This is a genomic window from Enterococcus gilvus ATCC BAA-350 (assembly GCF_000407545.1).
Classification (GTDB): domain Bacteria; phylum Bacillota; class Bacilli; order Lactobacillales; family Enterococcaceae; genus Enterococcus_A; species Enterococcus_A gilvus.
Genome location: NZ_ASWH01000002.1, coordinates 498750 through 524652 on the forward strand (window position 1 = coordinate 498750; position 25903 = coordinate 524652).

General features: G+C 43.9%; 23 protein-coding genes. 3 read left to right on the forward strand and 20 right to left on the reverse strand.

The window, feature by feature from the left end:
* The first annotated feature begins 16 nt into the window (after nt 1-16).
* Nucleotides 17-1339 (forward strand): 2-hydroxycarboxylate transporter family protein, encoded by a 1323-nt coding sequence (locus tag I592_RS17450; protein ID WP_010779252.1) that lies wholly within the window; start codon nt 17-19, stop codon nt 1337-1339.
* Between the two features lie 140 nt (nt 1340-1479).
* Here I592_RS17450 and I592_RS17455 read toward each other — a convergent pair whose 3' ends face one another.
* Nucleotides 1480-1929 (reverse strand): GNAT family N-acetyltransferase, encoded by a 450-nt coding sequence (locus tag I592_RS17455; protein WP_010779251.1) that lies wholly within the window; start codon nt 1927-1929, stop codon nt 1480-1482.
* Nucleotides 1930-2039: 110 nt separating this feature from the next.
* Nucleotides 2040-3311 (reverse strand): kynureninase, encoded by a 1272-nt coding sequence (kynU, locus tag I592_RS17460; protein ID WP_044926865.1) that lies wholly within the window; start codon nt 3309-3311, stop codon nt 2040-2042.
* Nucleotides 3312-3522: 211 nt separating this feature from the next.
* On the opposite strand from kynU, the gene I592_RS17465 reads away from it, so the two are divergent.
* Entirely contained in the window at nt 3523-3960 is a 438-nt protein-coding gene (locus tag I592_RS17465) for an Lrp/AsnC family transcriptional regulator (protein ID WP_010779249.1), read from the forward strand.
* A gap of 74 nt (nt 3961-4034) precedes the next feature.
* Here the strand turns inward: I592_RS17465 and I592_RS17470 are convergent, their stop codons facing one another.
* From I592_RS17470 to I592_RS17505, 8 genes are all read right to left on the reverse strand, one after another.
* A complete protein-coding gene (locus I592_RS17470; RefSeq protein WP_010779248.1) occupies nt 4035-5570 on the reverse strand; it encodes an MFS transporter in 1536 nt (511 codons plus the stop codon).
* Nucleotides 5571-5585: 15 nt separating this feature from the next.
* Nucleotides 5586-6149, reverse strand: coding sequence for a PadR family transcriptional regulator (locus I592_RS17475; protein WP_010779247.1), 564 nt, complete (start codon nt 6147-6149; stop codon nt 5586-5588).
* Nucleotides 6150-6319: 170 nt separating this feature from the next.
* Nucleotides 6320-7804, reverse strand: coding sequence for a sensor histidine kinase (locus I592_RS17480; protein WP_010779246.1), 1485 nt, complete (start codon nt 7802-7804; stop codon nt 6320-6322).
* A 200-nt stretch (nt 7805-8004) separates the two neighbouring features.
* A complete protein-coding gene (gene pnuC, locus I592_RS17485; protein WP_010779245.1) occupies nt 8005-8748 on the reverse strand; it encodes a nicotinamide riboside transporter PnuC in 744 nt (247 codons plus the stop codon).
* Between the two features lie 54 nt (nt 8749-8802).
* Nucleotides 8803-9510 carry a deoxynucleoside kinase gene (locus I592_RS17490; RefSeq protein ID WP_010779244.1) on the reverse strand — a complete coding sequence of 236 codons (708 nt, stop codon included), beginning with the start codon at nt 9508-9510 and terminating at the stop codon, nt 8803-8805.
* A gap of 209 nt (nt 9511-9719) precedes the next feature.
* Nucleotides 9720-9929 (reverse strand): hypothetical protein, encoded by a 210-nt coding sequence (locus I592_RS17495; RefSeq protein WP_010779243.1) that lies wholly within the window; start codon nt 9927-9929, stop codon nt 9720-9722.
* A 12-nt stretch (nt 9930-9941) separates the two neighbouring features.
* Nucleotides 9942-10514: a hypothetical protein gene (locus I592_RS17500; RefSeq protein ID WP_010779242.1), complete on the reverse strand. Its 573-nt coding sequence runs from the start codon at nt 10512-10514 to the stop codon at nt 9942-9944.
* A gap of 13 nt (nt 10515-10527) precedes the next feature.
* Complete coding sequence (locus I592_RS17505; RefSeq protein ID WP_010779241.1) at nt 10528-10947, reverse strand: MarR family winged helix-turn-helix transcriptional regulator; 420 nt, start codon at nt 10945-10947, stop codon at nt 10528-10530.
* A gap of 133 nt (nt 10948-11080) precedes the next feature.
* Here I592_RS17505 and I592_RS17510 point away from each other — a divergent pair, with 133 nt between their 5' ends.
* Nucleotides 11081-12448 (forward strand): MFS transporter, encoded by a 1368-nt coding sequence (locus I592_RS17510; RefSeq protein WP_010779240.1) that lies wholly within the window; start codon nt 11081-11083, stop codon nt 12446-12448.
* A 101-nt stretch (nt 12449-12549) separates the two neighbouring features.
* On the opposite strand, the gene dhaM is transcribed toward I592_RS17510, so the two are convergent.
* The 10 genes from dhaM to I592_RS17565 all read right to left on the reverse strand — a co-directional run bounded on the left by dhaM (nt 12550) and on the right by I592_RS17565 (nt 25841).
* Nucleotides 12550-12918, reverse strand: a complete 369-nt coding sequence (gene dhaM / locus I592_RS17515; protein ID WP_010779239.1) for a dihydroxyacetone kinase phosphoryl donor subunit DhaM — start codon at nt 12916-12918, stop codon at nt 12550-12552.
* Complete coding sequence (dhaL, locus tag I592_RS17520; RefSeq protein ID WP_010779238.1) at nt 12911-13489, reverse strand: dihydroxyacetone kinase subunit DhaL; 579 nt, start codon at nt 13487-13489, stop codon at nt 12911-12913. Before dhaL ends, dhaM begins: the two co-directional genes overlap by 8 nt.
* 68 nt (nt 13490-13557) lie before the next feature.
* Nucleotides 13558-14541 (reverse strand): dihydroxyacetone kinase subunit DhaK, encoded by a 984-nt coding sequence (gene dhaK / locus I592_RS17525; protein WP_010779237.1) that lies wholly within the window; start codon nt 14539-14541, stop codon nt 13558-13560.
* Nucleotides 14542-14695: 154 nt separating this feature from the next.
* A complete protein-coding gene (locus I592_RS17530) occupies nt 14696-15418 on the reverse strand; it encodes an MIP/aquaporin family protein (RefSeq protein ID WP_010779236.1) in 723 nt (240 codons plus the stop codon).
* Nucleotides 15419-15490: 72 nt separating this feature from the next.
* The gene (gene glpK / locus I592_RS17535; protein WP_010779235.1) at nt 15491-16999 is read right to left on the reverse strand and encodes a glycerol kinase GlpK; all 1509 of its coding nucleotides are present in this window, start codon (nt 16997-16999) and stop codon (nt 15491-15493) included.
* 24 nt (nt 17000-17023) lie between these two features.
* Nucleotides 17024-18826, reverse strand: coding sequence for a type 1 glycerol-3-phosphate oxidase (gene glpO / locus I592_RS17540; RefSeq protein ID WP_010779234.1), 1803 nt, complete (start codon nt 18824-18826; stop codon nt 17024-17026).
* 488 nt (nt 18827-19314) lie between these two features.
* Nucleotides 19315-21111 carry a heavy metal translocating P-type ATPase gene (locus I592_RS17545; RefSeq protein WP_010779233.1) on the reverse strand — a complete coding sequence of 599 codons (1797 nt, stop codon included), beginning with the start codon at nt 21109-21111 and terminating at the stop codon, nt 19315-19317.
* A gap of 226 nt (nt 21112-21337) precedes the next feature.
* Nucleotides 21338-22342: an LPXTG cell wall anchor domain-containing protein gene (locus I592_RS21480; protein ID WP_155857535.1), complete on the reverse strand. Its 1005-nt coding sequence runs from the start codon at nt 22340-22342 to the stop codon at nt 21338-21340.
* A 229-nt stretch (nt 22343-22571) separates the two neighbouring features.
* Nucleotides 22572-23264, reverse strand: coding sequence for a response regulator transcription factor (locus tag I592_RS17560; protein ID WP_010779231.1), 693 nt, complete (start codon nt 23262-23264; stop codon nt 22572-22574).
* A gap of 9 nt (nt 23265-23273) precedes the next feature.
* Nucleotides 23274-25841: a sensor histidine kinase gene (locus I592_RS17565; protein WP_010779230.1), complete on the reverse strand. Its 2568-nt coding sequence runs from the start codon at nt 25839-25841 to the stop codon at nt 23274-23276.
* Between the last annotated feature and the right edge of the window lie 62 nt (nt 25842-25903).

Consider the following 25903-nt stretch of genomic DNA (forward strand, 5'->3'; position numbering starts at 1 on the left):
AAAGGATCTTTAAAAAATGACACAAAAAGATACATCAGCTGCTACGCCAGTTGAAGAAAAAAAGACCAGCTTCTGGTCAACAAAAATCAGCGGTGTGAGTTTGCCTATCTACTTGATCATGGTCGTTGTCTTGATCGTGGCGATGGCGTTAGGAAAATTACCGACAAATATGATCGGACCAATCGCGATTCTTGTTATTTTTGGGAACTTATTCCATTTTATCGGCAACAAAATCCCTATCGTTAAAAGTTATCTTGGCGGCGGTTCTGTTTTTGCGATCTTTGCTTCTGCCGCAATCGCAACGTTCGGAATCTTACCTGACGCAGTGGTAAAATCAACAGAAAACTTCGTGACAAACATGGGCTTCTTAGATTTTTACATTGCTGCTTTGATCACCGGTAGTATTTTAGGAATGAACCGCAAACTATTGATGAAGGCATCTGTTCGTTTTATTCCTGTTGCTCTTATTTCAATGATCGTTTCTTTCTTTGCCGTTGGACTTGTTGGTATGCTGATCGGTAAAGGGTTTGCGAACTCTGTCTTGTACATTTCATTGCCTGCTATGGCTGGCGGTGTGGGTGCTGGCGCCGTGCCATTATCAACGATTTATGCACATGTTTTAGGAACCGATGCTTCTGCCATCATCTCTCGTTTGATCCCGGCAACTGCTATGACCAACGTTTTAGCAATCATTGGTGCTGCGTTAGTCGCGCGTGCTGGACAATCGTTGCCTAAATTAAACGGTAACGGAAAATTGATGGAAAAAGGCGACCTTGGCGATGGCAAACCTCGCGAAGTGAAACCAGATATCGCTCAATTGGGTGTTGGTTTGATGGTTGCTTTGTCCTTCTTCATCTTAGGACAAATCTGTAACTTCTTCGTTCCAAAGATCCATGCCTACGCATTTATGATCATCATCGTTGTTATTTGTAAAATCACGAACATCTTGCCTGAATATTATGAAGACGCAGCAATCATGTTCAATAATTTGATCGTTAAAAACCTAACTGCCGCTGTTTTAGCCGGTATTGGTATTGCGTTATTGAACTTGAACGTGTTAGCTTCTGCATTAACATGGCAATTTGTTGTTTTATGTTTAACAAGTGTGGTTGTGATCTCCCTTGTTTCTGGATTCGTCGGACGCCTCTTTGGGTTGTACCCTATCGAATCGACCATTACTGCCGGTCTATGTAACAACTCCATGGGCGGTACTGGTAACGTGGCTGTATTATCTGCCGCAAACCGCATGGAATTGATTGCTTTCGCTCAAATGGGGAACCGTCTTGGCGGTGCGATCGTACTGATCATTTCAGGATTCCTTATGCAGCTATTCTCTTAATCTACTAGTTAGTTCTATTCTCCCTCTCTTTTAACCATAGAAACATTAGATAAAAAAAGAACAAAGCGCGTTGACTCTACCATCAATGCGCTTTGTTCTTTTTATTTTAGTTAAGAAGCTAATGAAGACGTGACAACCAGTTATTCTATGTCTAAAAACATGATCCGTTCTCCATTTTCAGGATCGTATTTTCCGCTGTCGATGAACCCAAAGCGTTGGTAATAGGGAAGAATTTTCTCATTTTCATCGTGGATACTCAAATAGATTCGACGGACTCCATACTTTTGCCTCATGAATTGAAGGATTATCGGGATAAACCGTGTGCCGTAGCCTTTTCCTTGAAATTGCGCGTCGATCATCAAGCGATCTAGCCACATCTCCTCCTCTTGCTTTGCACCGATCATTGAAAAACCCACAAGAAGTTCCCCATCGTATAGAGCGAGAGGCTGCCAATGAAGGGATACGTCGTAAGCCGCTTCTAATAAGGATCGCGCATTACTTTCGATAAATCCTTTCTGATTCTTTGCGACGGTAAGACCACAGACAGCTCGCCAATTGGGTTCGCCTACCTCTTTGATCGTTAAGCCCATTCTTTCGTCCCTCCTTTATCTTTTACCTGCTTTCACAGTAACAAATAGAGAAAGAAACAGCAATCGGCGCACCGATTGCTGTTTCTTTTAATAGTCGGTAGTTCTTCTTATCAAACGACCGCGGAACGTTCGTTGCTGTAATTTAAATAGATTTTTTCTCGAACAATTTCTTCCAACGTATCAACGACTTTGTGGATGTCTTCATAGGAAGTGTACAAGGCGATCGGCGCTAAGCGAATGACATTGGGTTCACGAAAATCAGGAACTACGTGATGATCTCTCAATGCCGCCGCAATTCGATAGGCTTCACGATGGACCACACATACATGCCCGCCACGAAGAGAATCTTCCTGCTTATTTGTATAAGAATAGCCATAGGCGGTCAATCGTTCATCGATCAAATACATAAGGTACGCCGTTTTAGCCAGTGAAACTTCTCTGATTGTCGCAATTCCAACCGCCTTAAAAACCTGCAATGACCCTTCCAGCGTCGCCATCGAGAAGAGTGCGGGGGAACCAATCTGCCAACCACTCGCATCTGGTTGATGTTCAAACTGTTGCTTCAACTGAAATTGCGTGTCGTTTCGATTTCCAAACCAGCCAGCCAAGCCTGGTGTTTGTTGAAAGTGCTTTTGATTGATGTAGAGGCCCGCAGTTGATCCAAAGCCGCCATTCAAGTATTTATACGTACACCACACAGCAAAATCCGGTTGAATCACTGAAAAGTCGATTTCGACTGCGCCGATCCCATGGCAGAGATCAAAGCCAATAAGGATACCTCTTTTGTGGGCTTCTTCCGTCAGGCGTTTCATATCCAGCAGTTGCGCACTCCGATAGAGGACCGCCGGCAGCAGGATGACTGCGACATCCTCTGTCATCGCCTCGATCATCGCCTCTTCATCAATAAATTGCCCGTCTGTACTTGGCACTACCTTCACGCCCTCTGCTGCTGAATACCCCTTTAGCTGAACGATGCTTTCCACCGCATACCGATCCGTAGGAAAATTTAAATCATCGATCAAAATTTTATATTTCTTCGCTGTTGGGTGATAAAAAGTTGCCAATGCCTGATGGATATTCGCTGTCGTACTTCCAGTCACGGTGACCTCCTTTGCTGAGGCACAGATCAACGGCGCCATCAGATCCGCGATTTTCTCACTGTAGCGATAAAGGTCATTCCACGCACGCACCCCTTCCACCTTCCAGCGCTCAATCATTTTCTCTAAACTTTCAACGGCTGGTTTAGAGGCCATACCTAAAGAATTTCCATCCATGTAAATCTCGTTCTCTTGGAGAAAGAACTCCTTACGATAGTCTCGTAATTCATCCTTTAAATCCATTGCTTTGGCAAATTCGATGCCCTTTTCAAATGTTCGTTCCATCGTCATCCACGCTCCATTAATCAAATTTTCCTACCAGAAACGGATGCATTCAGTTATAATACACTCAATGCTCGTCTGATAACGTCCTTACTCAAAATTGTACCCATCTGCTCCGTCTTTTTATATACGATAACCAATAGATTTCGGGCTCTATTTTTATTAAATAAGGAAAATGAAGGATTTTTTTAGCATAAATAAAGGAGACTCTTTCATGCTTGACCAAACAGATTTGAAACTTTTAAAACTACTTTCAAAAAACAGCCGAACAACGGTAAAAAATCTTTCAAAAGAAGTCGCTCTTTCCGAACCAAGTGTAAAAACACGCATTCAGCGCTTGATGGATGAAGAGATTTTAAACGCATTTACTGTTGATATCGACTATAAAAAACTTGGCTACACCCTGCCATTGTTCGTTAAAATCAGTGATCTGACGATTCCAGCACAAAAATTTGTTTCTATCGTCGAGGAAATCAGTGCCTTTGTTTCTATTTATGCCGTAACCGGAGAAGAAAACTATATTCTTTTCGGTCATGCACGTTCCGTTAGCGAGGTGGAGGAGATTCTTTCCAAGTTGATGGCTTATGGGAAAGTTTCTACGTCGATTATTTTAGAAGAAAAAAATAACAAGAAATTCATTGATGACCTCTAAAAAAGACCGATCGCCAGCGTTAGATTTCAATCTAACATTGGCGGTCGGTCTATCTTTTTAATAAAGAGCCTACTCTATTGAATGGTTTCTTTGTTTTCACGCATAAAGATCGCTGCACCTACAGCACCGATCAGCACGATGGTTCCAGCTACGTAACAAATCTGGATCAGTCCCTTATCAAAGGCATTCACCACTACCTTTTGCAATTCGTGGGCAAAAGGTGCGTTCTTTAATGCCTCTGAGAACACGATTTGATGACCAGAGAAAGGCCCGGCATTGATCAAGCTGGTGGTCAATTTTTCTGGCAAGTGCATTGATGCGGCATGCTGATTAAGGACAGCCGCGTAACGGTTTGCCTCTACTAAGCCTAGGATCACCACCCCAAAGCTGGTACCAAATTGTCGGAAGACGTTCAACAAGCCTGAAGCCATCCCCATCTCATGAGGCGCGACCCCTTCTAACCCAGCGGAGTTCAATACCGGGTTCACGATCCCGTTGGCGATCCCGATCATCACTAGCGTTGGCCACAATTGTGCATACCCCATCGTAGGGGAAAGCTGACCGATCAAGAAAAGAAAACCGGCGCCGCTGACCAATAAGCCCGCAACGATCATCCATTTTTTCGAGAATTTATTTCCCAGAATCCCAACTACGGGTCCTAAAATCAAGGACCAGACAGATAGTGCCAATTGACGAATCCCCGTGTCAAAGGCAGACCAGCCAATATAGTTCTGCATCAATACTGTTAAGTACGTATTAAACGCATAAATTCCTGAACCTAGCGCAAAAGCAACGATCACGGACCCGACAAAGTTGATATTCTTGAACATCTTCAGGTTCATCATAGGACTTTCGACCTTTGATTCGACAAAGATAAATAACGCTAAGAACACGACCGCTAAAAGCATCCAGCCACCAACGTGAGGATTTGTCCAACCCCAATTGATGTGTGTTTCCTTTTCGATCAAGCCATAGATCGCACTAAATAATGCTGCGGCAGACAAAATCATCCCAAGAAAATCAATTTTCTGATCTTTTCCGTAGCTTGGCGTCTCATTTACATAACGCATCGTCATTAAAACAGCGATGATCCCGATCGGCAAATTGATAAAGAAAATCGATTCCCAACCAAAGGTATCCACCAATAAGCCGCCCACCAATGGCCCAGAAGCGGAAGATAGTCCAATAACCGACCCTAAGATCCCCAACGCTAACCCACGTTGCTTGCCATCAAAATTTGAAGCAACTAACGCCATTGACAGAGACATCATGCCTGCTCCACCGATGGCTTGGATTCCCCGTCCGATGTCTAGAACCAGCAAAGTCGGTGCAAAGCCGTTCACTACTGAAGCAATGACGAATAAAATCAAGCTTGCCAAAAAGACTTTCTTTCGCCCGTACATATCTCCCATTTTTGACACGATCAGCAACGTGACCGCGAATACTAATGTGTAGGCATTCAGCACCCACTGTAATTGTGTAAATGGCGCATCGAAGGCCTTTTGCATTGTTGGCAACGCCACGTTTACTACCGTCACGTCCAAAAGTCCCATAAAGACGCCCAAAGACATCGCGACTAATGAGAACCATTTTTTTGAAGAATTTTCCATAAATTGTTTGCACCCCTAGTTATAAGTATCAAGCTGCTGAGCAGAATTCTTTCGATCAGCAAGCTGTTTATTGATCCATGTTAATTTTGTTTTGGCTAATTGGATATCCAATTCATAGGCTTCGGCCAAAATACGAAAGCGTTCCTTGTTTTCTGGAAAACGCGCCTGATGCTCTGTCATATCCTTTTGCGCGTGTTGATAAAAATCCAAATCCTTTTCAATAAATGACTGAAATTCCTCTAATATTGCTAGTTGCTCCGTTAGCGACACGCTATCCAACGAACGCAGCTTGAAGTGAATCCTGTCATTTCGCTTCGCGTCCGAAGGGATTTTTTCCTTCATCAATTCAATGAATCGGTCCACACCCGACGCGGTGATATGCCATAATTTCATTTTTCGGCCTTCTTCATGGACCGTGGAGGTGACGAGCCCTTCTTTCTCTAGCCGTTCCAGTGAAGGATACAAGACCCCGCTGGACACTTTTCGCATCGGCTGCAAGGCAGATCCGACAATTTTTTGAAGCTTGTAGCCGGTCTTATCGCCAGTAATCAGTGAACCTAAAAGTAGTAAATCGTACATATTATCCCCCTTCCTGATGCCCTTCATCAGTCTTTTAGATCTATCGACTTTGTAATTATAAGTCTTTTAGACACATTGTCAACTAGAAAGTTCTCTCACCTTGTTTCCACAAAAAAAGACCGATTCAAAGGAATCAGTCTAACGAATTTGATCGCTGTTTTCAGCGACTTCTATTGCTTGTCTTTCTCCAGCGTCTTTTTCGGCAATCGGATCACAAACAGGGTCCCGACTTCCTTCTGACTTGAAACATCGATCGATCCGCCATGAAGCTGAATCAATTCTTTCACAATAGAAAGTCCCAAACCAGATTCGCCGAGCTTCGTATTTTTTCTAGAGGGATCTGCCTTATAATAACGATCCCAGATGTTTTTTTGTTCCTCTTCGGTCATCCCGATGCCCGTATCTTCCACAGAGACAAGAACCGTTGAATCCGTTTCTCGCAGGTCGACTTTTATCTCACCATTGTCCGTAAATTGGATGGCGTTCTGGATCACATTGACCATGATCTGGATGAAACGATCCCGGTCGGCGTACACCTCGATCGGCTGCTCATTCAGCAAGCTCAAGCGGTCATTCACAGCGTCGGCCGTTTCTTGAAATTGCGTCAGAATGTTTCTTAATACGTCCGTTCCATCAAAAGAACACATCGTTAAGGTAATCTGATGGCTGCGTATGGTTTCATAATCCAAATTTTGCTTCACTAAGCGAATCAGCCGATCCGTCTCATTTTGCATCAGCACAATGGCTTTATCCTTTTGCGTTTCAGGGATCGCATTGTATTTCAATCCCTCCAGCAGACCTTTGATCGTCGTCAATGGGGTGCGCATTTCGTGGGACGTGTTTGCCATAAATTGCTTGCGCAGCTCTTCTTGGCGAATGATTTCCTTTTCATTGTCCTGCAAAGCCACCGCCATTTTATTGAAATCATGTGCTAATTCATTGAACTCATCTTTTCCTTTTTCCTCTTCCACCGTGATCTCAAAATTTCGATTCGTGATTTGGTTGACTGCCCGCTTCAAATCGTTGATCTTCTTCACCTGACGTGTCGCAAGGGCAAAACTGATAGCGCCGCCAAACAATAATGAAATAACAAATCCCTTCAATAGATTGTCCGTAATCAGCTTCTGACTATTTTCCAAATCTCGGGCTGATTTCGCTGCGATCAAGACCCCGTAAAATTGATCTTGGTCAAATCGTCCTGATAAAATGTAGGACGTTTGACTCGGTTCGCCTCTCAGGTCGTACTTGATCGTTTTCTCAAGGCTTCTTCCCGTTCGAATGATTTCCCATTCTTCGTTATTTAATAGGGAATCTAAAATTTTGAACTCTGTGGAAGAATAAATGACAGATTTGTTATTATCCAGCAATACAAACTTGATTCCTTGATTCGCAAGGATGACCTCAGCGTTATATAAATAGAAGCGTAGGTGTTCTTCTCTGGTCAGTGCATTGTAAGGACTAGAGAACGTATCCGGTAAATTTTCTTCTGGATGACTCAAATTACGTTCAACAGAATCGATATAATCTCGAATTTGATTGTAATTTTGAGCCACCAACGTGCGTCGGTTAATATTCGTGAAAGAAAGACCGATCAAAACGATCGTCAAAATAATAATCAGCCAAAATGCTAAAAGCTGTTGATACAAATAACGCATACGCGCCCTCCTTCGTTCATGCTCGATACTTTTACAATAACTGATTTTCAAAGGCAAATCTCATAAATCACAGAATAATCAAAGAATGTTCTTATTGTTCATAATAAATTCATCTAGCAAAACTTCTTTAAACATTTTGAATGGTTTTTGGCAGAAAAAAACGCCTAACAACAGCTAGGCATTGTTAGGCGCTCGATTAATTAATGACTCAAATGGTAGTATTCTTCTTCCATCTGCTGCATCCGTTCCCGTTCTTTTTTATTGTACCAAGGAGAAACGGTAAAGGCTAAGACGTCATTGATCAAGTAGACGGAACTGTTGACGAACATCGCCAAACTGGCTGATCCATGTCTGAATGAGATATACCAAAGGACCATCTGGGCAAGACCTGAAGCCAGCCACCAGTAATATTGATTGTTGTAGCGTAGGAAACTAATGATTCCGGCGCTCAAACTGATTGAAAAGGCGATCGCGTCGATCCAAGGACGCGGATCATCCGTAAAGCGCTGGATCAAATAACCCGAAACGAAATACATCAGGATCGTGCTGATGATCGCGAGGACCCATGTCTTTCCAGTAAATTTACGAATTTTCGATGCCATGTTATGATTCCATTCTTTACTTAATAAAACGGGAATATCTAAAGTGATCATATACGCGATTTGTTCGCCGATGCTCAAATAATTTTTTGCGGAGTATCCGACGTAAATAAAACAAATGGCTGAAATAATTCCTAAAACACCGTTGACTGATTTTGCGGCGTTGATGGACAAAATACATAACACGCCTAATGTCGTTCCGATAAAGGTGATTACTGTAAGTGCGTTCATCGGTTGATTGACGAGTGTCATGACCTGACAGCCTAAGCTAAAGAAAAAGAGATAATAGTTTTGTTGCGGCCATCCTTTTAATTGGTGAAGTAGAAATTTGAAATAGTTTAACATGATTGGCTCCTTCTAGAAAACGGTCGTTCTTTTTGGTTCATTTAAAAAGAAATACTAAAAAATACCTTTTTCAATACTTCTTCTTGAAGAATAGCGGGAGCTCTGGGGCTCTTGCAGATTCAGTTTTTCGGTTTCTTCCTTGATTTGTTTGATCACGATCTCCGCCGCTTGCGGATCAGCGACAAAATCATAGCGATCCCCATCAATTTGGATTTTTGGACAAATATCGAAGTTGTCGTACCATTCTTGGTAACGCTCATTTACCATTCGATAATACGCCAAGAGCTCTGGATTCGTGGCTACTTGCTCGTACTCACGCCCTCTTTTTTCGATCCGATCCAGCATCACATCAAAAGAAACCTTGATATGCACCAGTAAATCAGGTCGTTTTTTCGGTGCTGCATGCTCCAATTCCTTCAACATCGTCTCCATCAAATTGTCGTACTGGAGAACCTCGTCAGCACTCACCCGACCAAGATCCGCATTCAAATGAAATAACAGACTGTCTTCGTAAATCGAGCGATCCAAAACATTGTCCGCTTGCTGCAATGCGTCCTTCATTGCTAAAAAGCGTTTATTTAAAAAGAATATTTGAAGCAGAAACGTATATTTTTCTGGATTCGAGTAAAACAATGGCAGCACTTCGTTGTCATCCACATTCTCGTAAAATGGCTTCGAGTTCATCTCCTGCGACAACATATCTGTCAGACTGCTTTTTCCCGCACCAATCGTACCAGCGATCAATAGCATCGTTTCATCCATCCCTTCTCACTAAAAATTATTTTTTATCCTTGATAATAGTACTCCTAAACTTTTTTGAAGTAAAGTCTAGATTTTGTGTCTTTTTAGTGATATGAGAAAAACAGACACAATATATAGTGTTTTCGGTTACACGAAATTGAATGTGCTTTCTTTCCTATCAAAACAAAAAAGACGCGAATCTCATGTATTCGCGTCTCCTGTAAAAATCATTACCATTCCATATCTTCCATCCGATTCTCTAATTCTCGGATTTCTTCTGTGAGTTCTTCCATCGCATCCTTGATTTCATCCAGCGTCATCCCACTAGAGCTGTAGCCTTTGTAATAGGCTGTGACATACTCTGACTCCTCTAATTGACGGAGCCGATTCCGAAGAGTGCCCAGAAGTTCAATGTCTCTTTCATATTGAAGCTCGTCCATCCGTTTTCTCCTTTACGCTAACGCACTCGGACTTGGCAATTGCGGGCCTTTTCCTTCTCTTGCTAGAACCCAATCATCGTTGTCCCACATTTCCGTTTTGCGACGACCGCGGAAATAATCCCATCGTGAATCGATTTCCATTTCTACCACTGCACCGCCGCCGCCGAGGGTTACCCAGTTGTAGCTGCCGTTTCTGTGTGCAAACTTGATCCATTGCACAGGGAAAGTTTGTTCTACTCCGTTCTCGTCAATAAAAGAACGTCGTTGATTTTCATTTCGGATGAAGGATAGTCCTCTGGCATATGAGCGGTTGGTTTTATGGAAGACTTCCTCCGCCAGATCCATCGCCCGTTCATTGGATAGTAATTTTCCATCGGGTACGTGGGAATAATCCTTGAAGCTTACAAGAACACCGTTCTCGATGACTTCAATGATTCTTTCTCCGTTATAGGTATACACGCCGTCTTTTTGGTAGCGATCAATGGTGACTGTTTTTTTATTTCTACTCTCAACCGCTTCATTGACTAATTCATAGTCCTTTGGCATGGTTGTTAATTGTTCTGATAAATGGTGTTTGATTTGCATGGTTATCGCCCTTTCATTCTGACTCAGCTAATTTTCCTAATAGTTTTTCAAATGTTTCCTGCTCTGCTGAGGTTAACAAGGAGAGAAACTTGGATTGAGCACGCGCAACGCTTTCGATGATTTCAGCATATACCGCATTTCCTTCTTCGGTTAATTCCAGTAGAAAGCCTCTCCGATCATGGTCGTTTTTTTCTTTTAATACAAATCCTAGATCGATTAATTTCTGTGTGGTTCTCGTCACATTGCTTCCGTTAAGTCCTGTCAGTGTGATCAACTTCTCTTGAGGCAATCCTCCGTGATCGTGGATCTTCATGATAAAGTAATAGTTTGTAGCGTTCAACCGCAACGGGGCCAGCTCTAGATCAAGCTCTTTATGATAATCTCTCGATAATTTTCCTAACCATTTCAAGTTACTTTCTGTTTTCTGCTCCATAAAACCCCTCCTTTTTAGTTGACAACTCTCGTCTGCGCGATTTATAATTGCGTGCGCAAGCATATAATAAATCCATTTGACTTTTTTGTCAATCCATTGGCTTGTATGCGTGACTTATTAAGGAGGTCTTTTCATGGGCAACACAAAAAAAGGATGGATGTTACTGGCGATCTATATTGCGACCTTTATGACAGCGATCGAATCCACCATCGTCGTGACGGCGGCGAACGCGATCTCGAAAAGCTTCGCTGGCGATGTTCCTATTTCTTTATTATTCTCGAGTTATCTATTTTCTAGTGCCTTAGCAACACCGATTTTAAGCCGACTGGCTGATCAATATGGGAAGAAACGAGTTTTTCTATTCGGACTTTTCTTGTTTATCGTCGGAACTTTTTTATGCGGCATTTCGACATCCTTTTCTTTGCTGATTCTCTTTCGGGTGCTCCAAGGAATCGGCGCTGGCGGCATTATGCCCATCACCTTTGCCTTGATTGGTGATTTGTTCGATTTTGAGACGCGCGGGAAGATCATGGGATTGAATAATTCGGCTTGGGGGATCGCTTCTTTGGTTGCCCCGCTACTTGGCGGCTTCTTAGTCAGCCAGCTAAGTTGGCATTGGGTCTTCTTTATCAATATTCCTTTTGGTCTTTTGACGATCTTGATCGTTCAGTTCTTTTATAAGGAAGAAAAAAAATCTTCTTCAACGAAATTCTCATTTAATGAACTGAAACAATATTTGTTTTTAACGGTCAGTCTGTTTCTTGTACTCGTTGGCATTCAAGTACTGACTACGAATCTCGGATTCGGCGGACTTTTCTTCGTCGCGGGCATCATCCTTCTGTACACATTCCTTCTTAGTGAAAGAAAGCAAGCAGACCCTGTTTTGCCCATCGAAGCGTTCAAGGCTTCCGGATTTCTGTTATTTACAATGATCACTTTTTTGATCAACGGGGTATTGATTGGCTTTCAAGTTTATGTGCCTTTATGGATTCAAACGGAAATGCACCTGTCTCCAACCTTTGCTGGATTGGCGCTTTTACCGTCCTCCATTTTCTTCATTACCGGTTCGTTCTTTTCCGCCCAGCTTAGCAAGCGCTTCGGTAGGGAACGCTTATTGATTTTCTGTTTGGCGGTCAATATCGCGGTATTTGCGGTTTTAGGTGTACTGCCTCAACACGCACCTTATCTTGCCTTTCTCCTTTTGGCTTGTTTCTCAGGTTTTGGCATTGGGACGACGGTTACGACCAGCGTATTATCCGCACAAGCGGCTGCGACTGGTAACAATATTGGCGCAGTATCGGGATTTATCACGCTCTTTCGAACACTCGGACAAAGCTTCATGATCACCTTCTTCGGCATGATCTTTTCCCTTTTTGCACATTCATCTCTTTCGACCACGGGCTATCACGCCGTCTTTTTCTCGGCAGCATTGATCGTACTAATCAGCCTGTTACTCGTCTATTTTGCGACACGAATCACCAAGGAAAAAACACCGAACTAACAGAAAACTGGCTGCCGATTTGGCAGCCAGTTTTTGTAGGCACATCGATAAAACAAAAAAAGAAGTCAGTTCACACTGACTTCTTCTCGAATAACGATTTTCTATTTTACTTTTAAAGCAGCGAGTTGCGTTTCTATATCGGCTTCTCCGACATCTGCTGCCAACAATGCACAGGCGGTGTACGCACTTTCAACCAAAGCGGTATCAAAGAGCGTCACTTTTTTTTCGGTCATTTCGATGGCCATTTCTAAATTCATTTTGGCACTGCCAAGGTCATAAAAAGCAAGGAGCTCGTCAGCGGAATTTTCTTCGATCGCTTGAGAGATCCGTTCCATTGATGTGCCGATGCCGCCGTCTTCTAACCCTCCGGCAGTCGTAACAGGAACATCTTTTGCGACTTCACCGATCAACCGTTTCAGTCCTTCAGGTATTTCTTTTGTGTGTGATACCAATACTACGCCTCTAGTCATTAAAAACACCTGCCTCGATCATGGATTCAAATAAATATGCAGAGGACATGGCGCCAGGATCAATGTGTCCGATCGACCGTTCGCCGACATAAGAAGCCCGTCCTTTTGTTGCTTTGATATTTTTTGTTTTTTCGACTAAGATCTCAAGTGTTGCTGGATTCAACGTTCCATTGTTCAAGTTTTCTACCGCGGGCACCCATAGATCAAGCATCGTTTTTTCACCAGGTTTTGAATTGCCTCGTTTTTCGATCCCCGCAATGGCTGCATTTAGTAAGATTTCTGGTTCACTTGATTCTTTGCTGGCTTTCATCATTTCCATCATTGCTGTCCCGTAAAGAGGACCTGATGCCCCGCCGACTTTGCTGATCAACGCCATAGCAGTCGCCTTCAAAATGTCCGGCAATTCTCCAGACAGATCCGCAGCCATCACCGCGTCCATCCCGCGAGCCATATTGTTTCCATGGTCGCCATCGCCGATCGGTGTATCGAGTTCGCTTAAATAGTCTTTCTTGATCTGGATTTTTTCATTGAATAGTTCTAAGGTTTTTCGTAAATTATCTGGTGTAAACATAATGGGCCTCCTTGGATACTCTTTTGTACAGCATTTCGATCGTTATACGTTCCAGCTAACAGTTCTTTTTACCAAGCAATCGTGTGAACGGGTTCATTCAATAAGCGCACACGTTCGTCGTCTAATTTGATCATCGTGATGGATGCTCCGGCCATCTCCAACGAAGTCATGTAGTTTCCAACTTTACTGAAAGCAAGATCGAGGCCGTCTTCCGCCAAAATCTTTTTACTGTCATTGAATAAAATGAACAGCTCCATCAATGGCGTTGCGCCCATCCCGTTAACGAATAATCCGTATTTATCGCCTTCTTGCCACTTGAATTCTGCTTTCAATTTACTGATGATCTCTTCGGCGATCGCGTGAGAAGGTTTGATCTTTTCACGGCGATACCCAGGTTCCCCATGGATTCCTACACCAAACTCGATTTCGTCATCTGCTAAAACAAATCCTGGCTTGCCCACTTCTGGGACAGTCGCTCCAGATAACGCGATGCCGACTGTTTTTATATCTTCTACTAACGCTTTTCCGTAGCTTGCCAATTCAGAAATAGATTTTCCTTCACGGGCCATGGCACCTAAAATTTTATGAACCAATACGGTCCCAGCTACACCGCGCCGACCTTGTGTATAGGTACTGTCTTCTACAGCAATGTCATCATCTACCAAAACAGAATCGACTTCAATATCATCCATTTCTGCCAAATCTTTTGCCATATCAAAATTCATGACATCGCCTGAATAATTTTTAACGATCATTAATGTGCCTTTGCCTTTATCAGTTGCTTTGATGGCTTCATGGATTTGATCGGGAGTTGGCGAAGTGAAGACCTGACCACAAACTGCGGCACTTAACATACCATCCCCAACAAACCCTGCATGAGAAGGTTCATGACCGCTTCCGCCGCCGCTGACCAATGCCACTTGATCATACTCATCACTACGTGCAACAACTAATGTTTCCGGTACTTGCTTTACATAATCTGGATACGCGCCAACTAATCCGCTGACCATTTCTTCCACAACATTCTTTGGATCATTGATAATTTTTTTCACTTGCTCTTCCTCCTTATTCACTTCAAAGTATTTGTTCCTCCTTAACCGTAGAACAAATCCCTTTTTTTGTCCACGATCCGCTTCTACAGGGGCCGCAGACATTGGTATTAAAAATAGTAGGGTAATAGAACATGTCCTATTACCCTAAACAAACTTAAATTGGCAACGCCATAAATAACAATGCTGCTAAAATACCGCCGATGATCGGACCGACTACGGGTACCCAAGAGTAGCCCCAGTCAGAGTCTCCTTTATTTGGAATCGGCAGGAATGCGTGGGCGATCCGCGGACCTAAGTCACGGGCAGGGTTGATCGCATACCCGGTGGTCCCACCTAAAGACAGCCCGATAACTAAGATTAAAATACCAACAGCGATTGGATTCAGTCCATCGCCAAATTTACCCATGCCAAATGTCAGCAACGCAAACACTAACATGAAGGTACCGATAATTTCACTGATAAGATTGGCGCCTAAGCTTCGGATCGCTGGGCCAGTAGAGAATACACCAAGAATGGTCGCTTGATCTTTGGTTTCTTTCCAATGCGGATAGTAATGAATATAAACAAGAACTGCACCAATGATTGCACCGATCATTTGACCTATGATGTATGGAACGACCATATCCCAACCGATTTTTCCGGCGATCGCCATTCCGATCGTTACAGCAGGATTCAAATGGGCAAAGGACATATACCCCGCCGCGTAGGCACCGATCGTAACCGCTGCGCCCCAGCCTAGAGTGATCGCGATCCAGCCTGCGCCTTCTGCTTTTGTTTTACGCAAGCTTACACCTGCTACGACACCGTCACCTAATAATACTAAAACCATGGTCCCAATAATTTCTCCAATTACCTGCGTTGACATACTTGTGTCCATAAACTCATCCCCTTAATTTTTATTCTTATATCAGCTACACAACTTTACATGCTGCGCAGCTGACGAATTGAATTAGTTTTCTTTTGGTTTATGTTTGTATTGCATGGTCGCCTGTACGGCTTCTTGCCAACCTTCGTAAAGATCATCAGTAACTTCTTTATCCATTGAAGGGTCAAAACGTCGACCATCTGCTGCGAATTTCTTGATTTCATCTATGTCTTTCCAGTAGCCGACAGCTAATCCGGCAAGATACGCTACTCCCAAAGCGGTCGTTTCCAAATAAGGCGCACGTTCTACTGGTGTTTGAAGAATGTCTGCTTGGAATTGCATCAATAAATCATTCTTCGATGCGCCGCCATCGACACGTAACAGCTTGATGTCTGTGCCAGAATCTTTCGCCATCGTATTTACGACATCGGCCGTTTGGTACGCCAGTGATTCTAATGTTGCACGGATAAAGTGCTCTTTCGTTGTTCCACGCGTCAAGCCGAAGATCGCCCCTCGAGCCTGCTGATCCCAGTAAGGAGCACCTAGCCCTGTAAATGCAGGAACGACATACACATTTTCACTGCTGTCGACACGTTTCGCATAATCCTCTGATTCTGGCGCGTTATTGAACATTCTTAAGCCATCACGCAGCCATTGGATCGCCGAGCCGGCTACGAAGATACTTCCTTCGATGGCATAGGTCACTTTTCCATCGATCCCATACCCGATCGTCGTCAATAACCCGTTCTCAGAAAGAATCGGCTTTTCACCAGTATTCATGACGATAAAGGCCCCTGTGCCATAGGTATTTTTGACCATTCCTTTATCGAACGCCAATTGACCGACTAATGCCGCTTGTTGGTCTCCGGCCATTCCGCCGATCGGTACTTGATTGCCGTAGAAATGATAGTCCTCAGTGTGCCCGTAAATTTCAGAATTTGATTTTACTTCTGGCAGCATCTCTCTCGGAATATCTAATAAGTCCAAAATTTCTTGATCCCATTCCAAGTCATAAATGTTATACAGCATGGTACGGCTGGCATTTGTGTAGTCAGAAACATGGACCTTTCCGCCTGTCAGTTTCCATACGAGCCAAGTGTCGATCGTTCCAAATAACAGCTCACCCTTTTTCGCACGTTCACGTGAACCGTCGACATGATCTAAGATCCATTTCACTTTGGTGGCTGAGAAGTAGGAGTCGATCAATAATCCTGTCTTCTTCTGGATCATTTCAGAATGACCTTGTTCCTTCAAGTCGTCCGCAATGTCGCTTGTTTGTTTTGATTGCCAGACGATCGCATTGTAGATCGGGTGCCCTGTTTCTTTTTCCCAGATGACCGTTGTTTCACGTTGGTTCGTGATTCCGATTCCTTCGATTTGACTTGGCTTCAATCCGCCTTCGATCAATGCTCCGGCGATGACTGATTGTACCGAGTTCCAAATCTCGTTTGCATCATGCTCTACCCAGCCTGGTTTTGGAAAATGCTGCGTAAATTCTTTTTGAGAAGAACTTACCTCCTTACCTGCTTTGTCGAAAACGATTGCCCTGCTTGACGTTGTTCCTTGATCGATTGACATGATATAAGACTCCATGTTCCCACTCCTTTTATATGTTTTTTACTTCTTTAAATCCGTTAATTGTGTTTCTCTGATCTGCTCTTCTAGTTCCCTTTGATACGCTTCCTTTGTTTCTGCATCCCACTCGAAGACCTCCGCCATCGCATCTACCACAGCCTCTTTGATTTCCATCAACCGGTGGCTGATAAAGAGCATATAGTTGGTTCGCCGCAACAAGTAATCCACGGGGGTCAAGGTCATCTCTTCCGCCATCGCGTACCGTAAAGACATGGACTCTGCTAAGGTGAGGCCATCAAAAGCGCCTTGATCCTTCAGTGCAAACACTTTATTTGCATTTGATCCATATAACTCAGCTAAATATTTCGCATCTTCCTCAGGTAACCCTAGCGCTTCCCCTTTTTTCGCAAGGCTGTCGAGTTCCTGATCCACTTGTTTCGGATCGAGGTCACCGCCAGAAACAGGGTATTTTTCGGAATCTATGACTTCAATAGTATTGTCAGGCAATAGAGACACGATTTTCTTCATCGCGCCAGCCGCCATCAACCGATAGTCCGTCAGCTTCCCGCCTGATAGAATCAGTAACCCATCTTTAGCGATCGTCAGATCACTGCCGCGAGACACCGCTGAAGGGTTGTCTTTAGGCTCTTCTTTAGCTGCATCGGCGATCGTTTTTTCAACTTTCGGTCGCGACTGTTTGCCATTTTTATAGTCATCTGCTGCACGAATGATTTTTTCAAAGTTTTCGTCGCTGATTTTTTCTTTTTTTGTTCCGTTGTAATCGCCGCCTGCTTCGCTGATCAAAGGACGTAATCCTGCCCAAGCAGCTTCAATGTCTTGAATCGTAAGCTTCGCGTCAGGATACCGGCGATTGACGATCTTCAATAGATAGTCTACGTCAGATTTTTCTACCCTCGGATGGTTGTAATCGCCTTCATAATCCGTGTCCGTCGTCCCGAAATACGTTTTGCTTTCTCTAGGGATCACGAAAATCATGCGACCGTCATTTTCACCTGTATCAAAATACGTAGGCTGCGGAACCTTTAATTTCTCGCCGTCTACGACTAAATGGACCCCTTTCGTTGGACGCATGTGCGGCTGATGGTCGATTTCCTTATCCAGCTTATTTACAAAATCAGACCAAGGGCCTGCTGTATTGATCACCAGTTTACTAGTGATTGATACGACTTGTTCATCCAATAGATCTTTGGCTTTTACCCCAGATACGTTTCCTTGATCGTCGTGAAGGATCTCTTCAACCTCCATCCGACTCACCGCTATGGCTCCATCTGACACTGCGCGTTTGATATTCTCAATGACCAACCGGGCATCGTTGTTCCGATAATCTAAATAAACACCGCCCCCCAGCAGCCCGTTTTCTTCTAACTGCGGTTCTCGTTCTAAGATTTCTTCTTTACTCAACATATAGTTCGCGTATTGGCCGCCTGTGATCCCTGCTAGATGGTCATAAAGATCCATTGCCACTTTGATCGAAAACATGTTGAAGGTGGAACCTGGTTCATCAAAAATAGGTAAAATCATCGGGTCTGCTTTAGGAATGTGCGGGGCAATTCCTTGAATAATGGCTCGTTCACTTACGGTGTCGGCAACCACCTCGACATCAAACGTTTTAAGATAGCGGAGTCCTCCATGAACAAGTTTGGTCGATCTTGAAGACGTTCCTTCCGCAAAGTCCTGCATTTCTAGCAATGCCACTGAGAGTCCTGAAGCTGCCGCCTGCAAAGCGACCCCTGCTCCTGTTATCCCGCCGCCGATAATCACTAGATCATACGTCTGATTGCTTAATTTTTGAATCATGTTTGATCGTTCTTGAAAAGAAAACACGTGTAAACACCTCGCTCCTTTATGCTAATTATCGTTCTTAAACATAGAAACAACGGTCTTGCAAGAAGCTGTAACTTGGTTTAAATGACACAAAAAAGTCACCCTTCTTCTACTAGAAATCCCTGCGCAAATGAACTTCTGAAATAAGTGTATCATAACGAAAAACGCTTTCAAATAAATTAGATTGCAAATTATTGCGCAATCTTTCAAAATAATTATTTCACTTTATTTGTACGCCATTTTTAACTCATTTTTCCCATTCATTCGGTCAATTATATAGAAGAAATTGGAACGGTCTTTATATGCTTTTGAAAACAAATCAATCTATGCATAAAGTTTTCTTTCTCATACGCCTACAGTCGAATAACAGAATTTTAATGGATCTTTTTTTTATTTGAAACTCGAGCACACTGCAAAATCGTTATTTTAAGAATTGCGTCTGCTACTAAAAAAAACGCAAACCCCTAAATGTAGAGATTTGCGTTTTTTTAGTTGTCTTTACGTGCTCTTAAGGCAGATAAAATCGATACGGTATCGATCACTTCTTGTAGCGCCGCACCCAGTAATGCAGGAATAACACCTGTGCTTGCGATCAGCATCAGTATTACACAAATGACGATCCCTATAAGGACGGATTGACGTGCGATCCGCATCGTGTCTTGAGAGAGTCGAACCGCTTCTGACACACGACTTAAATCATCCTTTAAAATAACCGCATCTGCACTTTCACTTGCCGCAGTTGATCCATGGGCACCCATCGCGATACCGATATCAGCAACGCCTAATGCCGGGGCATCGTTGACCCCATCACCCACCATGATGCCTGGGCGGTCCGCTTCACTCAAGGTTTTAATAACGTTAATTTTCTCTTCTGGCAAACATTCTGCGTGGACTTCAGTGATCCCTACTTCGCGAGCAATTTGATCTGCAATAACTTGATGATCTCCCGTCAGCATGATGGTTTTCTTGATGCCTAGTTCCGTCAGCGCCTTGATCGTGTCGGCGGATTCCTTGCGAACAACGTCTGTGAAGGTGATGTACCCGATGGACTCACCTTCGATAGAAACGAATACGGCTGTTTTTTCTTTGCTCAAGGACACCGCTGATCCTGCGAAAGCCGCTTTCCCAACGCGAATCTTCTTGCCCTCAACGATAGTCTGAATCCCTTGACCCGTGACCTCTTCTAACTCTGAAACTGGGTACAAGGTCATTTTTTGGTCTTTGGCGTAGGCAACAAGCGAACGCGCTAAAATGTGGCTAGACTCTTGTTCCCCGCTTGCTGCATACGCGATCAGCGCCTCTTTGGAATAGTCCTTTGAAGTCGGATGAATCGTGTCGACCGATAGTTTTCCTTCTGTCAGTGTCCCTGTTTTGTCAAAGGCCACACTTTTTGCCCGTGCTAATTTTTCAATCGTCGTTCCTGTTTTTACAACGATCCCATTACGGCTCGAGCGACTCATCCCCGCCACTAAAGCCACCGGTGCCGCCAAAATCAACGGACAAGGTGACGCAACGACTAGCACCTCTGCGAAACGGACAGGATCTTTTGACACAAACCAAGCGACGCCTCCGATAACATAGGCAATCAAGGTGAAGGGCACCGCATACCGATCGGCTAGTCGAACAAAATGAGCAGGCTGTGCTTCGGATTCTTTGACCAGTTTTACTAACGTTTGGTATTGACTGTCTTTTGCGGCCTTTGTTACTTTGAACCGCAATGCTGCGTCACCATTGATCGATCCAGACATCAGCTCATCGTTGGCTTTCTTTTCAATGGGTTTAGACTCGCCTGTCAATGACGACTCATCCACAAACGATTCTCCCGCAACGACCCGACCATCTACCGGCACCAGTTCTCCCGGTTTCACTAAAATCAACTCGCCTACCTGAACGTCCTCCACCGCAAGATCTTCAATCGTTTCTCCTGTTACTCTATGGGCCACCTGCGGCGAGTTATCTAAAAGTGAGCGCAGTTCGCGGCTGGCCTGATGGCTGGCGTAATCCTCTAAGCTGTCTCCGCCAGTCAACATGATCAGCACAACGAGACTTGCCCAGTAATCTCCAACCAGCAATGTCGCGACGATCGCAGTGATCGCCAAAATGTCCACGCCATATTTCCCTGAACGCAAGGTTTGGATCATCCCGATCAGCATAGAGATCGTCATTATTCCTCCAATGATCGAAACCAGCCAAAATGCCCATTGGCTTTGATGGAAACCAAATTCCAAAATTAGTGCGACGAGTCCAACCATCGCTGTTAACAAAAATTTCTTCCGATTACTCATACCTTTGCGCCTCCATCTTTCTTCAATAAAAGAGTACTACTCTGATTCTTTAATTGAAAAAATAAACGCTTAAATGAGAAAGATAATCATTAACATTCGATTTTGTAACTTCACAATTTAAAATAATTATAATTAAGCGCTTTAACAATTTCGCCATTATCCTTCAATTATTGTGAACGATTCCAATCAAAAAAACCGACTAAAAGTCGGCTTAGTAAAGACGTGCTTAAGATTTACGCTTGATCACCAATAGGAGTGCTCCGAGTAAACTAAACATCCCTCCGAGAACCAGCAGTCTATCTGAGAGTGCTTCGCCAGTCTTTGGCAGCATTCGATAAGAAGAAGTCGATTCTTTATTCCTCTCCTTCTGCACCAGATGAGGATTTACTGACCGTTCATTCACTCTTTCTAGCGAGGATCTATGTACCTGAACAGTGTTTTTTACTGGGACTTCCGTAACGCTTGATTCGGTTTTTTCAGAAGGAACCGATTCTGTAGGCTTGGTGCTCGGCTTTTGACTTGGTTTTTTACTTGAGTCGGTATTGGGTTTTGTATTTGGTTCCCTGCTGGGTTTTGTGTTTGGCTCGGTACTTGGTTCCGTGCTTGGTTCTGTACTTGGTTCCGTGCTGGGCTCTGTGCTTGGTTCGGTACTTGGCTCTGTGCTTGGTTCCGTGCTTGGCTCTGTGCTTGGTTCGGTACTTGGCTCTGTACTTGGTTCGGTGCTCGGCTCTGTACTTGGTTCCGTGCTTGGCTCGGTCGTAGGAGGAACGAGTACAGGCGGAGTGCTATCATGCGAAACGTAGGATTTGTCTTCAATCACGGTTTGGCGTTGGCTGTAGGGCGTTAAATGGTTCGTATCTCCAGGGCGATTATCGGCTACTTTTACAGTGAACAGACGCGTCTCACCGTTGGGGATCGGTTCGATCAGTGTAATAAAAAGGCTGAACTGCGCTTGCTTTTGATTTTCGTTAAATTGAAGGATTGAATCATAGTCGATTTGTATACCTTGGCCAACATTCTCGAATGCTATCTGCGCCTGACGGATCGCTTCGATGTCTCCTGAAAAAGAGACGGTCGCGGATACTTTTACGGGCTTTCCTAAAGGCAACTTCGCAACGCCCGAATTAAATAGAGAAAAAGCATCGGTAAATGTGATGTTATTTGTATTTGCCCATGTTGCTTGCGCAGCAGTTATTGGTGTTTCCTCTGTCATCACTGCTTTTACGTTCATTGCAGGCGCCAGTGGTACAGCGAAAAGCAAACAGGTGGAAAATAGAAGGGCTGTTCTTTTCAAGTGTATTCTTCTTTTCTTTGATATCTGTAAAGAGAATAACTTGAATAACAGTATTTATATTATACTTTTTTTATAGGAAATCCTCTAATTTTAAATAAAGTCCAACTTTTCTCCATACAAAAAAGGAATCTCCATTCATGCAGAGATCCCTGTTTTTTGAAATAGGCTATCGGTCGGTGCGATGGTCTCGGAGTCGATAGCCTACACCGATCTCCGTAACTAAGTATTCAGGTTTCAATGTATCCGTCTCGATTTTTTTTCGGATATTCGACATATTCACCCGCAGCGTTTGGGAGTCGTTGCTATAAGGTCCCCAGACTTCTGTCATCAACGTTTGGTACGTCACGACTTTTCCTAATTGACGAAACATCAACGCCAAAATTCGGTATTCGTTTTTTGTCAAATGAATCTCTTCTCCGTCTTTGTAGACTAGCTGCTTTTCAAAATCAATCGACAACGTGTTATTTTCTATTATTGGAGAAGTCGCTGCTTGCGTATTTTTATGTCGAAGAGCTGTACGAATGCGGGCAAGCAGTTCATTGGTGCCAAAGGGTTTGGTGACATAATCATCCGCGCCCAGATCCAGAGCCTTTACTTTTTCTTCTTCATTGTTCCTAGCTGAAATGATCACGATCGGCAACTCCATTCGCTTGCGAAGGATCTTCAGCAGGTCCATGCCATCAATGTCCGGCAACCCTAGATCCAGCAGCACCAAATCAATAGCGGTCGTCTGAAAAGCCGTCAACGCCTCCATTCCAGTACGCGCGATCGTCAGTTGATACCTCGCTTGATCCAAAACGACTTCCATAAAATCCGTGATGTTCGGATCATCTTCAATCAGTAAAATAGATGGGTTCATAGCTTTTCCTCATTTCAAATAAATTCTAACAAGCGTCTTACCTTCCTTTACATCGATGGTCATTTTTCCGTTGTGGGCGTGAATGATCGTCTTTACGATACTTAATCCGATCCCCAGCCCATTTTTGGAATCCACCGACACTTCGTTTGCGCTGGAAAGATTCGACTGGATTTTTTGAAATTGCTTCAGTGGGATTTTCCCGTGATTCTCAATCTCAAAAACCGTTTGCCCCTGTTCTTGATAAACAGTCAGTTTTACAGGTTGCTCCTTCTCACCATGTCGAAAAGCATTTTCTACAAGGTTGAAGAGTGCTTGCTCGATCAAAATAGGGTCTGCTTGGATAAAAATCACGTCATCTGGCAATTGGACAGCCACTTGTCCTTCAGGATAGACCTTTTTTAGATGCTTATACACCGCCTCAATAATTTCCTCTACCGGTTCCGCTGTTTTTGTCACCTTCATCGTGTCCATATTGATACGCGTGATAGATAACAAATTCTCCACCATACGAATCAGCCATTGCGACTCTTCCTGGATATCACTTAACAGTTTTTTCCGTGTTTCTTCTTTTAATTCATTCCCAGCGCCTAAGGTTTCGGCAATTCCAGAAATAACAGTTAAGGGCGTTCTCAAATCATGGGAAACTGCCCGAAGCAAATTGCTGCGGACTTTTTCCCGCTCATTCTCTAATTCGACCTGTTCTTTTTCGTCCTTCAATTCTGTTTGCTCTAAAATAACAGCGATCTGCGTCAAAACCAGCTTCAAATAATTCAACTGATCGTTTTCTAATTCAAGACCCGCGTTTCGTTCGATCCCTAAAACAGCCAATGTTTTTCCGCTGGCGACGATCGGTAAATAAAAACCTTTTGCCCCGATCAAGGTGTCCGTTCCATTACCGGCTTCCTTTTGATTTTTTGCAGACCAAAAGGCCACCGCTGCTTCGTCCTTCGTATCCAAGAGGGACGGGCGCTGATCCACTCGGTGATTGCTCTCCAATTTGGCCTGACGATCAAAAATGATCACTTCTCGTTCCAGCAGTCTGGACAAATACGTCGCAGAAATATCGAGAATCTGCTGCCGGCTCTCCGCCAAAACATATTGCTTGTTTAATTCATAGAGGATCTCCATTTGATGTTCTTTCTCCATGGCGCTCTCCGCTTGTTTTTTTAATCGAACCATAAGATTACTGATCATCAGCGCCACCACGAACATGATGACGAGTGTAATGGGGTAGCCCTGCTTATAAACCGTCAATGAATACAGCGGTGCGACAAAAAACCAGTTGAAGGATAGCACGCTCAAAATCGAGGACAAGGCACTCCAAAAATAACCTGAAGTCGTGCGTGCCACAAGCAGGATAAAGAAGATATAGACAAGCATCAAGTTTTGATCACCCACATGGATGTATTTCATCAACTCCGTCACGATCGTTGCTAAAAAAACACCGCCGATCGCGATTCCTAGATCTTTTCCGCCGCCTTCAATGACTTTGCGTGTTTTAAAAAACAAGGAATGTTTTTCCTCATTAAAGGGGATCAAGTGTAATTCCGTGTCGCTCAACCGCCGCAGCAACCGATCATCAAAGGCTTCCGTAAACAGCTTCTCGTACCAAGGCTGCCGCAGATTCTTTCCCATAATGATGTCAGTCACACCGGTCATTTTTGCGAACTCCACGATGGTCTCAAAGCTGTCCTCTTCCTCAATGCTGATCACTTCCGCCCCAAGCTTTTCAGCTAGAGGGATATTGGTGGGCGTATCGTCCTGCAAACGTACTTGGATCACTGTCCACTCCGCGCCTAGTCCTTGCGCCAAGCGAGCGGTCCAGCGAATGCACTTTTCAGTCATTTTAGGAAACGTATCATTTACCACCGTTAGTAATTTATTTTGGATTCCGGTTCGTTTACCGCTGATCCGATTGATATGATCAGAAGCACGCTGGATTGCCAGCCCTCGCAGCTGGTCTAATTTTTGGGGAATGAAGAAATTTTGTAACGCCCGTTTCGCATTTTCGTTGGCGTAGATTTTTCCCTGCTCGAGACGCTCGATCAATTCATCCGGCTCCACATCTATGACCTTGATCGTTGCTTGTTGTAGAAAGGTATCGGGGACTGTCTCTTTCACTTCGATCCCCGTCACCTCTTCAACGATATCGTTCAAGCTTTCGATGTGCTGCACATTGACAGTCGTGAACACATCGATTCCCGCATTCAGCAATTCATCAACGTCCTGATACCGTTTGCGATTTCGCGAGCCTATCGCATTCGTGTGGGCCAATTCATCGATCAAAACGATCTCCGGTTTTTGCCGAATGATTTCATCAATATCCGGCTCATTTAACAGGATTTCCTTATAACGAATTATTTTCGGAGGGATCTGCGGCAATCCTTCTAGTAGGCGATTGGTATCTGGTCGGTCATGGGGTTCAACGTAGCCCACCACCACATTTTTTCCCATCAGCAGCAATTCATGCGCCTCCGCCAGCATTCCGTAGGTTTTCCCAACCCCTGCCGCGAAACCGAAAAACACACGCAAACGGCCGCGTCGGGCGTCTCCTAATTGTTTGTTTTCCTCTTCCATCAGCGTCCCCCTTTCTCCCACAACAATTCCCTAACCATTAATCGCGGTCAGAGAATTGCTTG

Excerpts from the sequence above, each read along its gene's own strand:
- I592_RS17450 (WP_010779252.1), top strand. The coding sequence starts at position 17 with ATGACACAAAAAGATACATCAGCTGCTACGCCAGTTGAAGAAAAAAAG.
- I592_RS17455 (WP_010779251.1), bottom strand. The coding sequence starts at position 1,929 with ATGGGCTTAACGATCAAAGAGGTAGGCGAACCCAATTGGCGAGCTGTC.
- kynU (WP_044926865.1), bottom strand. The coding sequence starts at position 3,311 with ATGGAACGAACATTTGAAAAGGGCATCGAATTTGCCAAAGCAATGGAT.
- I592_RS17465 (WP_010779249.1), top strand. The coding sequence starts at position 3,523 with ATGCTTGACCAAACAGATTTGAAACTTTTAAAACTACTTTCAAAAAAC.
- I592_RS17470 (WP_010779248.1), bottom strand. The coding sequence starts at position 5,570 with ATGGAAAATTCTTCAAAAAAATGGTTCTCATTAGTCGCGATGTCTTTG.
- I592_RS17475 (WP_010779247.1), bottom strand. The coding sequence starts at position 6,149 with ATGTACGATTTACTACTTTTAGGTTCACTGATTACTGGCGATAAGACC.
- I592_RS17480 (WP_010779246.1), bottom strand. The coding sequence starts at position 7,804 with ATGCGTTATTTGTATCAACAGCTTTTAGCATTTTGGCTGATTATTATT.
- pnuC (WP_010779245.1), bottom strand. The coding sequence starts at position 8,748 with ATGTTAAACTATTTCAAATTTCTACTTCACCAATTAAAAGGATGGCCG.
- I592_RS17490 (WP_010779244.1), bottom strand. The coding sequence starts at position 9,510 with ATGGATGAAACGATGCTATTGATCGCTGGTACGATTGGTGCGGGAAAA.
- I592_RS17495 (WP_010779243.1), bottom strand. The coding sequence starts at position 9,929 with ATGGACGAGCTTCAATATGAAAGAGACATTGAACTTCTGGGCACTCTT.
- I592_RS17500 (WP_010779242.1), bottom strand. The coding sequence starts at position 10,514 with ATGCAAATCAAACACCATTTATCAGAACAATTAACAACCATGCCAAAG.
- I592_RS17505 (WP_010779241.1), bottom strand. The coding sequence starts at position 10,947 with ATGGAGCAGAAAACAGAAAGTAACTTGAAATGGTTAGGAAAATTATCG.
- I592_RS17510 (WP_010779240.1), top strand. The coding sequence starts at position 11,081 with ATGGGCAACACAAAAAAAGGATGGATGTTACTGGCGATCTATATTGCG.
- dhaM (WP_010779239.1), bottom strand. The coding sequence starts at position 12,918 with ATGACTAGAGGCGTAGTATTGGTATCACACACAAAAGAAATACCTGAA.
- dhaL (WP_010779238.1), bottom strand. The coding sequence starts at position 13,489 with ATGTTTACACCAGATAATTTACGAAAAACCTTAGAACTATTCAATGAA.
- I592_RS17530 (WP_010779236.1), bottom strand. The coding sequence starts at position 15,418 with ATGGACACAAGTATGTCAACGCAGGTAATTGGAGAAATTATTGGGACC.
- glpK (WP_010779235.1), bottom strand. The coding sequence starts at position 16,999 with ATGGAGTCTTATATCATGTCAATCGATCAAGGAACAACGTCAAGCAGG.
- I592_RS17545 (WP_010779233.1), bottom strand. The coding sequence starts at position 21,111 with ATGAGTAATCGGAAGAAATTTTTGTTAACAGCGATGGTTGGACTCGTC.
- I592_RS21480 (WP_155857535.1), bottom strand. The coding sequence starts at position 22,342 with ATGAACGTAAAAGCAGTGATGACAGAGGAAACACCAATAACTGCTGCG.
- I592_RS17560 (WP_010779231.1), bottom strand. The coding sequence starts at position 23,264 with ATGAACCCATCTATTTTACTGATTGAAGATGATCCGAACATCACGGAT.
- I592_RS17565 (WP_010779230.1), bottom strand. The coding sequence starts at position 25,841 with ATGGAAGAGGAAAACAAACAATTAGGAGACGCCCGACGCGGCCGTTTG.